The sequence below is a fragment of the Ureibacillus suwonensis genome (genome assembly GCF_042655065.1).
GTDB lineage: Bacteria > Bacillota > Bacilli > Bacillales_A > Planococcaceae > Ureibacillus > Ureibacillus suwonensis.
In genome coordinates this window covers 26,880-36,894 of sequence record NZ_JBHSNQ010000055.1, presented here as the reverse complement: position 1 = coordinate 36,894, position 10,015 = coordinate 26,880, and the positions used below count along the sequence as shown (strand labels likewise).

The following is a 10,015-nucleotide window of genomic DNA, read 5'->3' as shown; positions in this document are numbered from 1 at the left end:
CGCCCTTGTTGGTTCGAAATCAAACCATTGACGTGTTTGTCAAGAGCGATTGCGGCGGCATTTCCTCTAGTTTCGCTAGATCACATCCCTCCAAAACTAAGTTTTCATAGATTTTTTGACACTACCACAAATATTATAAAGCTTTTTAATACTTTAGACTATCTTTTTATATTAACATATTAAATTACTTGCGGAAAATGCAGGAAAAATGGAAAAAAGGACCCACAGATTCATTGATCGGCTAGCTATTTCGGAGCGATTCTCTATTACCCCTTGGCGGATTTGTTCGTGACTTTGGCGGATATTTTTTCATAGTTGGCGGATTCCCTTCCCGATTTGGCGGATATCCTGTTCCACAGAGGACAAACTTCACCCCCCTGGCGGATTTGTTCAGGACTTTGGCGGATTTTCTTCCATGGTTGGCGGATTCCCCTCCCCTTTTGGCGGATATCCCGTTCCACAGAGGACCAACTTCTCCCCCTTGGCGGATTTGTTCCCGACGTTGGCGGATTTTCTTCCATGGTTGGCGGATATTCCTTCCCTTTTGGCGGATATCCCGTTCCACAGAGGACCAACTTCTCCCCCTTGGCGGATTTGTTCCCGACTTTGGCGGATTTTCTTCCATGGTTGGCGGATATTCCTTCCCTTTTGGCGGATATCCCATTCTACAGAGAACCGACTTCTCCCCATTGGCGGATTTGTTCGCGATTTTAGCGGATTTCCTTTCATGGATGGCGGATTCCCTTCCCAATTTGGCGGATATCCCATTCTACAGAGAACCGACTTCTCCCCATTGGCGGATTTGTTCGTGACTTTGGCGGATATTTTTTCATAGTTGGCGGATTCCCCTCCCCTTTTGGCGGATATCCTGTTCCACAGAGAACCAACTTCTCCCCCTTGGCGGATTTGTTCCCGACTTTGGCGGATTTTCTTCCATGGTTGGCGGATATTCCTTCCCTTTTGGCGGATATCCAGTCCCCGTGAGAGCCAACATTTCCTTCATGGCCAAGGATTCCCCTCCCGATTTGACGGAAAATCAATTCTATACTCCAAAATCATTTCAAACAAAAAAGCGGAGCGGAAAACTCACCGATTTCCACTCCGCTTTTCATCTATTTTTAAATCGCTACGGGCGTAAAAAATTCTTCATATAGTGCGCGCAAGCATTGATCTTCATATTCTTGCAGAACACCGAACACAAGGCTCACTTCGGAAGAACCTTGGTTGATCATTTCGATATTTGCTCCGGTTTTTGAAATCGCTGAAGCCGCTCTTGCAGCCAATCCTTTGTTTTTGCGCATTCCTTCTCCGACAATTACAATCATGGAAAATCCGTGACGGAAATATACATCATCCGCATGAAGCTCTTCTTTCACCCGTTTGACAATGCGTTCCTCTTTCTCAGGCGTCAATTGGTTGGAACGGATGATGACGGAAATGTCATCCACTCCGGATGGCGTATGTTCATAGGAAATTTGTTCTTCCTCGATGATTTGCAATAGTTTTCTGCCAAAGCCGATTTCACGGTTCATCAAATATTTGGATACATATAAAGTCGAGAATCCGTGGTCAGCGGCAATACCAATAACCGGACGTCCGTTTGGTTTGCGTGTTGGCATGATGCGAGTACCAGGTGCTGATGGATTGTTTGTATTTTTGATGTTTACAGGAATACCAAATTTGAATACCGGGATTAACGCTTCATCATGGAATACAGAGAAACCTGCATAAGAAAGTTCTCTCATTTCACGATACGTGATTTCTTCGATGCCAACCGGATCGTTCACCACTTTAGGGTTTGCGGAAAATACGCAATCCACGTCTGTAAAGTTTTCATATAATTCCGCTTTTACTGCGGCCGCCAAAATGGAACCTGTGATATCGGAACCGCCGCGGTCAAATGTGCGCAAAACGCCATCTTTCGTATATCCGAAAAATCCAGGGAAAACAACGATTTCTTCGCCTTTTCCAAGGTCTTTCAAATTCTCGTATGTTTCAGGCAGTGCAAATGTTCTTTCCGGCGGATCGTTTACGACCAACCCTTCTTTCGGGCTGACATATTTCGCTTTCAAACCGATGGAGTTGAAATATTCCGCCACCAATTTTGCGTTGTTGTCTTCTCCGCTCGCTTTTAAACTGTCAACGAATAAATCTTTATCCGTTTTTGATGCGATACGTCCGCGCAAATCTTTTTCAATGACTTCGGAAATGGCTTCGTCTAATCCAAGGCCTTCCGCGATCTCTTTATAGCGGTTTACGACCTTTTGCAGTTTCGCTTCCACTTCGCCGTTTTGAAGCACTGCGTCCGCCAAATCGATCAATAAATCCGTCACTTTGATATCATCGCTGAAACGTTTTCCCGGAGCAGATACCACGACAATTTTTCTTTTTGGATTCGCCTTCACAATATTTGCCACTTTTTGAATTTGTTCTGCGCTTGCAACCGAAGTACCACCAAATTTACACACTATCATCTCATCATCAAATCCTTACTTTCCAAGATTGTATTTTCCAAAAAAACATTTGACTTTTCACAGTGTACAAATTTTTCAAATAAACGTCAAGCCTATTTTTAATCAAAAAGATAAAAAATTTTTGCAAAATTTCAAACGAGAAGATGAACTTGCACTAGTATACGTAAGAGAAGGTCTCAAAAACTCCGTCATTGCCTACTATAATCTGAAAAGAAAACCGTGCACACCTATCCCGAAAATAGATGTACACGATTGCTATTGACGCTGGAATGTCCGGTGTCAATTCATTTTTAGATTAGTAGTATTATTATATAACATATACTTGATTTTTCTAGTCCAAATCCATTTTATTTCATAGATTTTTAATGGATAAATTTTATCATTTCAATCGAAAAATGTAATAAATGTTCCTGCCTTTCTTGGCGGCCTTTTCTCAATTTTTATCATATTCCGATTCCGTTGAAACGGATTATGAAATTGAATATTCCTCATCCTTTGTGGGCATCGGGAAATTCCATTTTCCAACTGAACAGATCTTGATCCGGATGTTTTTCATAACGCAATATGGCATCGAATTTGTTTCCTTTTTTGCTGGTGAGGCCTTTCACGAGCACCTTCCCGTTTTTCAACAGCTGCTTCACCATCGTTTTGGTTGGTTTCTTTTTCATGGAAGCGAAGAATTTATCATTTTTCCAGATGACGAATTTGCATCCGCTTTTCCAATTGCTGCAGCCGAAACCTTTTTGCCCTTCGATGACCGGATTGCCGCAAAGAGGGCATTTCCCCAACGGTTCAAATGTTTTCTTTTCCACTTTATTTAAGATGATTTCTTCCTCTTGCTGTATGATGTGTACGGCTTTTTTTGTGAAATCGAAAATGAATTGCAAAAACCGGTCCCGGTGAAACTTTTGTTTTTCTATATCGGCAAGCGTCTTTTCCAATCGGCCGGTAAATTCCAAATCAAACAGTTCTTTGACAGGAAAGGTTTCCACCAATCTTCTGCCAAGTTCGGTGCACATCAAGTATTTGTTTTTCGTTGTTATGTAGCCGACCGTCTTCAACTTTTTGATGGTTTCCGCCCGCGTCGCCGGGGTGCCGATGCTGAAACCGCTCAGGACATTTGCCATGATTTCTTCGCTTTCCTGCTCCCCGCTCCCTATCCCTTTTCCGCATGTTTCCATGACTTTGAGCAATGTTTTTTCCGTATGGTGCTTCGGCGGCTTTGTCACATGGGAAGTCAGTTCATGGTCCACGATTTCCACTTCCTCATGGAGGGATACATTTGGAAGAATCGTGTCCTTTGACTCTATATTTTCAACTTTCCGCCATCCCTCCACCAGTTGAACCCTGCCCTTTGTTATAAATATTCCGTGGACGTCAGCGTGTTCCATTTTCGTGACGATTTTTGTTTCTTCATGCTCTGCCAGGGGCATAAATTGCATAATGAACCGGTTTTTGATCGCATCATAGACGATGGCTTCATCCTTTGACAGGGAGGACGGTTTTACGTACGTCGGGATGATGGCGCTATGGCTCTCGACTTTAGAATTGTCAAAGACCCGCTTCTTTTTGGCAAAGACGATTTCTTCTTCATAAGGAAGGCCCTTTTTCAACGTTTCGAGCACCTTTTTCGCTTTATCCTCCAAGCTTTCTTCCAACACGACACTAGCCGTGCGGGGATAGGTGATGTATTTCTTTTCGTAAAGGGATTGGGCCACTTTCAATACTTTGTCCGAAGTCCAGCCCTTATATTTGCCCGTGATGTAACCTTGCAAATTGGTCAGGTTGAATAAATAAGGAGGATATTCCTTTTTCCTTTCCACTGTTTTATCAATGATGCGGGCTTTCCTGGCTTGCGGATCGGCCAGCGACTGTCGGATCTGTTCCAGCGTTTGCCGGTCTTTGAATTTTTCTTCCCCCTTTTCATGATACGTGCCTTCATACATGCCGCCATCACAGGTTTGGAAGGTGGCTTCCAGTTTGAAATAGTTTTCGGGAACAAAGTTTTCGATTTCCTTGTCGCGGTCATAGATGATTTTTAGGGTCGGAAGGAGAACCCTTCCGATGTTTAACGCGCTGCCCGAACCTTTCTGATATTTCAAGGTCGTGACAGAAGTCAAATTGATGCCGATCACCCAGTCTGCCCATTGGCGGCAAATGCCCGCATCCAATAGCGGCCGCAAGTTTGTATTGGGGATGAGATTCCGGAGGCCTTTCAGCACCTCTTCCTGCGTCCATTCATTTTGCAGCATGCGAAAGACGGGTTTTGCCGGTTTCATCCGGTAAATGATCGTATCGCCGATGAGCTGCCCTTCCCGATCATAATCGCATGCGGAAATGATCATTTCGATGTCCGGACGTTGGATGAGCTGCCGGATGATTTGCAGCTGTTTTTTTGCCCCAAAATCGCCCTTCACTTTGTATTGGAATTTGGATGGGATGAAAGGAAAATACTCCATTCTCCAAGTTTTCATTTTCGGATCGTAATCTTTCGCATCATACAATTCGAGAAGATGGCCGAACGCCCAAGTGATGATGTAGCCGTTCCCTTCAAAATAGCCGTCTTTTTTCGTTTTTATGTTTAACGCATCCGCTATGTTTTTCGCTACAGATGGTTTTTCCGTCAATATGAGTTTCATTTTCTGCAATCACCTGAATTAGAGTTTTAGCTTGTATAGTTATTATAATGGTTTTTCTTATCATTGGATGAACTCTTTGCCGGAGCGCCATGAACATCCGAGATATTTGCCGTTCCAAATAGAAAATCTATATCTTTTTATAGAAATTATATTCTCATAATGTTATAATTTCATTACAAAGGTGGGGGGAGTTTTTTGATATGCAAAATGTATCAAAGAGAACGGTTCTATGGATTGTCCCGATTGTAATCATCTTTCTTTTCTGGTATATGAATCGGCCCAATGACGGGGATGAATATATAGCTTATATCAAAGGGGCTACTTTGGAAGATGCACCGGTCAATTTGGAAAGCGCTTTAAACGGCCAATGCGACAAAGAAGAATGGGTTTATTTTAAAACGAATAATCGTCAGCATGTGGTGGAGTTCAAAGGCGCCTGCCCGGTGAATGGACAAAAGAACGCGAACATCAACTTGCAATTTATTGTGGAGAAAGATTTGTCGGACTATAAAGTGGGAGCCATGTTGCTTGAAGGGGAGCAGCAAACGCCCGAACAGCGGGATGCGTTTTTGAAGGAACTGGTGTCCGAAAGCAAAATTGCAACTCCATAATTTAAAGGGGATGGGAGTTGCTGATAGAGCGGATGGGGAAAATAATACGTTTCCCCGTCCGTTTTTTATTTTGGCCCGCATCGACTAATGCTTCCCTTCAATGAGTCCAAAAACAAAAGGCCCCATCATAATGGAGCCCTTTCGTAAATCACATCAATGCTTGCCGGCGATTCCAGGATGTGTCATTTCATATGGATTTAATATTTCATTTAATTGTTCTTCCGTTAATACGCCATATTTGATGCACAGGCTGCGGATGGATTCCCCTGTGAGGTATGCTTCGCGCGCCAATTTCGCCGCTGTTTCATAGCCCACATGCGGATTGATCGCCGTGATGATGCCGATGCTTTTTTCCACATAATCTTTCATGCGTTTTTCATTCGCTTGGATACCTTTTAAGCAGTTTTCCGTAAATGATTTGAACACGTTGTTCATGATGGAAATGGATTGAATTAAATTGAAGAACAATACCGGTTCCATCACGTTTAATTCAAATTGGCCCGCTTCCGAAGCCGCAGAAATGGTCACATCATTGCCAAAAACTTGGAATGCCACTTGGTTCACCACTTCCGGCATGACCGGATTCACTTTGCCAGGCATGATGGAAGATCCCGGTTGACGGGCAGGAAGGATGATTTCCGATAATCCCGCACGCGGACCGGACGCCATCAAACGCAAGTCATTGGCGATTTTGGACATGTTGATCATGCAAATTTTCAATGCGGATGATACTTCTGTATAGCAATCCGTATTTTGCGTCGCATCCACCAAATGTTTGGCTCCTTTTAATGGATGTCCGCTCAATTTCACCAATTGGTCCGTCACGATACGGATATATTCGGGTTCCGCATTTAATCCTGTTCCGACCGCCGTTGCCCCCATGTTGATTTCATATAAATTGTTTTTTGTATTTGAAATGCGTTCGATGTCACGGGCAATGACGCGGGCATATGCTTCGAATTCCTGCCCCAATAAAATCGGAACCGCATCTTGCAGGTGGGTTCTCCCCATTTTGATAATGCCTGCGAATTCATCCGCTTTTTTCAAAAATGCCGTTTGCATCGATTTCGTAGTGTCGATTAATTGGTCCAACAAGCTTAGCACCGCAATATGTATTGCCGTTGGAAATGCGTCATTTGTGGATTGGGACATGTTGACATGGCTGTTTGGGCTGATGATGGAATATTTCCCCTTTTCTTCGCCCATCAATTCCAACGCACGGTTGGCAATCACTTCATTGGCGTTCATGTTGATGGATGTTCCAGCACCGCCCTGAATCGGATCCACAATGAACTGATCGTCCCATTTTCCTTCGATGACTTCATCCGCCGCTTGAACAATGTATTTGCCAATGGTTTTATCCAATAAGCCGACTTCCATGTTTGCGAGTGCCGCCGCTTTTTTTACAATACCAAGTGATTTGATCAATTCCGGATGAATGCGGTATCCGGTAATTGGGAAGTTTTCTGTCGCACGGACAGTTTGCACACCGTAATAGGCGTCGACCGGTATTTCCTTTTCACCTAAAAAATCTTTTTCAATGCGGACATTATTTTTCATAAGAAACAGTCTCCTTTTCTTCAAAAAAAGCTGAAAGTAAACGTTTACATTGTATTTATTGTATAAAATATGCTTTCTCTTAAATACTACACTATTCTAACACAGAAAGATATTGATTAGGCTTCATTTCTTTATAGTATTTTGTAATAGTATTGCCAAATTGATATAAATGTTATTTAATAGATTTTATATTGTTTTATTTCCGATTTTTCTCACTATTCTTGTGATGAGGGGAAGTCCAGTGAACACATCAGCAATGATCAAATTGGCGGCAAGCATGGCCATTTTTGGTTCCATCGGCCTGTTTACGGTTCATGCAGGGATTCCTGCGGTGGAGCTTGTGTTTGTACGTTGCATTTGCGCGACGTTGTTTTTGGGAGGATTATGGTTAGCGACAGGCGGGCATAAGACGGAAGCCTGGAACTTAAAAGAGGTCATTCAAACATTGTTTTGCGGGATTTTTCTCGTTTTGAACTGGGTGTTTTTGTTTAAAGCGTTTGAAGAAATGTCCATATCCGTCACCATTTCCATTTATAATTTGGCACCGATTTTCGTGTTGATTTTGGGGGCCATTTTTTTGAGGGAACGCATCACCATCGGGAATGTCCTTGCCATAGCGGTTTGTTTTATCGGCTCCATTTTCATCATTGGCATTGAGCATCTGAATTCCTTGGAAGCGTTTATGAATTCCGGTTTTCTGTGGGCCTTGTTATCGGCGTTTTGCTATGCCATGACGATGTTCTTAAGCAAGACGTTGAAAGGTTTGTCGCCTTATGCAACGACCTTTTTGCAAACGATGGTCGGCATCGTGATGCTTATGCCGATGTGTGATTTCTCGGTATTTCACGGTTTGTCCGCAAAGAATATTTTCTTTATTTTAGGTACGGGGATTATCCATACGGGCTTTGTTTATTATTTGTTTTTTGACAGCATCCGGAAATTGCCGACGATTGTCGTTTCTGTTTTGACTTTTGTGGATCCGGTGGTGGCCATTTTGTTGGATACGATTCTTCTTGGATTTCGTCCAAGCATTTTGCAAACCATTGGCATTGTGCTGGTATTTGGAGGCATCTTTTATACCGTGTTAAAACCGAAGCGGGTGCGGAAAAAAGAGATGGCGGCAGAGTGAGGGGCTTTGGTTGCGCGAGGAATCTCCAAGAGTTGAGTGTGACTTTTGCTTAGAGATGCCCACTTCCCTATACTCTTGTGAGATTTTGCGGATTCATAAATTTGTTCGTCGGCGATTATATTTGCCATTTTGGCGATTATTCTTTGACGGATGGCTATTATTCCGTTTTCTTTGGCGATTATCCGCTTTCTGGCACTTGTCATTTTCTTCGTCAGCGATGATCCTTTAGGATAAACTTTGTTCATTCATTCACAATCCAAAGACACTCGAAAAAAAAACGGATGCTTCCAAAGTTTGAAACATCCATTCTTCCATCTTCTTCAAAGCGGGATTCCGTCATTCCCGCCAATTTATTAAAAGGGCTTGTCTTTCTTCCCTGGACAAGCCCTTACTTTCTTCATTAATTATTTCTCTCTAGTCTAATGTCACTGAAGCTGAACGCAGTTTAACATCAAACCCGCTTATATAATGTTAATTATTTCTCTCCATCATCTGCTTCCAGACGGAGCCTTTTGCTTCCTCGCCCTGTTCGATGCGGGCAATGGCCATTTTCACTTGCAGCCTTACTTCAAATTCCGGATCGTTTTCCGCTTCCCGCAATGTAGGAAGGCAGCGCTCCGTTCCGGATTCATATAAAAACATCGCCGCGCGCCAACGCACCAATTTATTTTTATCCTTCAACGCTTCCATCATGGCCGGTTCAAACTCCACAAAACCGAGGTCGCTCATGCAATCCCCCGCTGTCCGGCGAACGGCTGGACTTTTATCTTTCAACGCACGGATCAAGAGTGGCACAACCGCCTTATCGTCTATCATGCCCAAATATACTGTGGCAAGTCTCCGTATCGACATTTGCTCATCCTCAAGCGCTTTCTCAAGCAACGGCAAATCATCCAAATCGGGATCCGGGATTTGATCGAGCATTTGGAAACGTTCTTTCCAATCCTCCACACTAAATTCTTCCACCGTAATTTTTCTGCGTTTGACCGTTTCCTGCTTTTTGGCATTGGCCGCTTCCACAATGCGGGCAACCCGTTCTTCCGGATAGGTCGCTTCGATTTCCCTCAACACGCTTTGGGCGATTTCTTCCTTATCTCCATAACGGATACCGAAGTCTGCCCATTTCCGTTCCATGATATAGTTTTCATCGGTTTTATCGATTTTGATTTGTTGGAATGCTTTTATGAATCGATCCCCCGTGGAAATCCGGTGCTCGCCGGAAGCATCGAACACTTTGATTTGGAGCGGCAATCCCCGGAACATTTGCACATGGACGAACACTTCCCCATAGTGGTCGACCGCCTGCTCTCCCTGTTCCACATGTTCCGTTTGTTCGCCGAGAGCGTTGCGGACTTGGGATAAAATCGTTTCCCACTGGTATTTCGGATTCCGTTCCACCGCCAAAAAATCCGCCACACGGTAAACGCCCTTGACCCCTTCAATGTTTAAAATTTCCCGGATTTCAACCGGCGCATCATCCACATTCTCCTTCGTATAATTAAAGCTTTTGCCGAATGGCAATTCTTCATCCACCACGACTTTCATCGTGTTGGGGCTCGGCGTCGGTTCGATTGTTACAATCTTCAAGAATCTTCCCCTCCG

General features: G+C 43.6%; 8 protein-coding genes. 2 read left to right on the top strand and 6 right to left on the bottom strand.

Translation table 11 applies throughout. The features are described 5' to 3' along the window. Positions 1-241: 241 nt before the first annotated feature. The 4 genes from ACFPOH_RS06805 to ACFPOH_RS06790 all read right to left on the bottom strand — a co-directional run bounded on the left by ACFPOH_RS06805 (position 242) and on the right by ACFPOH_RS06790 (position 5,113). Positions 242-751, bottom strand: coding sequence for a hypothetical protein (locus tag ACFPOH_RS06805; protein ID WP_390309170.1), 510 nt, complete (start codon positions 749-751; stop codon positions 242-244). 78 nt (positions 752-829) lie between these two features. Beyond that, positions 830-1,009, bottom strand: a complete 180-nt coding sequence (locus ACFPOH_RS06800) for a hypothetical protein (RefSeq protein WP_390309168.1) — start codon at positions 1,007-1,009, stop codon at positions 830-832. Between the two features lie 109 nt (positions 1,010-1,118). Next, positions 1,119-2,474 (bottom strand): aspartate kinase, encoded by a 1,356-nt coding sequence (locus ACFPOH_RS06795; RefSeq protein ID WP_342469261.1) that lies wholly within the window; start codon positions 2,472-2,474, stop codon positions 1,119-1,121. Positions 2,475-2,962: 488 nt separating this feature from the next. Continuing rightward, a complete protein-coding gene (locus tag ACFPOH_RS06790; protein WP_390309166.1) occupies positions 2,963-5,113 on the bottom strand; it encodes a type IA DNA topoisomerase in 2,151 nt (716 codons plus the stop codon). A 200-nt stretch (positions 5,114-5,313) separates the two neighbouring features. On the opposite strand from ACFPOH_RS06790, the gene ACFPOH_RS06785 reads away from it, so the two are divergent. Then, entirely contained in the window at positions 5,314-5,724 is a 411-nt protein-coding gene (locus ACFPOH_RS06785; RefSeq protein ID WP_342469259.1) for a glucosamine 6-phosphate synthetase, read from the top strand. A gap of 153 nt (positions 5,725-5,877) precedes the next feature. Here the strand turns inward: ACFPOH_RS06785 and aspA are convergent, their stop codons facing one another. Next, positions 5,878-7,284, bottom strand: a complete 1,407-nt coding sequence (gene aspA, locus ACFPOH_RS06780) for an aspartate ammonia-lyase (RefSeq protein WP_390309164.1) — start codon at positions 7,282-7,284, stop codon at positions 5,878-5,880. Positions 7,285-7,525: 241 nt separating this feature from the next. Between aspA and ACFPOH_RS06775 the strand changes: the two genes are divergently transcribed. After that, positions 7,526-8,413 (top strand): DMT family transporter, encoded by an 888-nt coding sequence (locus ACFPOH_RS06775; protein WP_390309162.1) that lies wholly within the window; start codon positions 7,526-7,528, stop codon positions 8,411-8,413. A 471-nt stretch (positions 8,414-8,884) separates the two neighbouring features. Here the strand turns inward: ACFPOH_RS06775 and ACFPOH_RS06770 are convergent, their stop codons facing one another. After that, positions 8,885-10,000 carry a conserved virulence factor C family protein gene (locus ACFPOH_RS06770; RefSeq protein WP_342581514.1) on the bottom strand — a complete coding sequence of 372 codons (1,116 nt, stop codon included), beginning with the start codon at positions 9,998-10,000 and terminating at the stop codon, positions 8,885-8,887. Between the last annotated feature and the right edge of the window lie 15 nt (positions 10,001-10,015).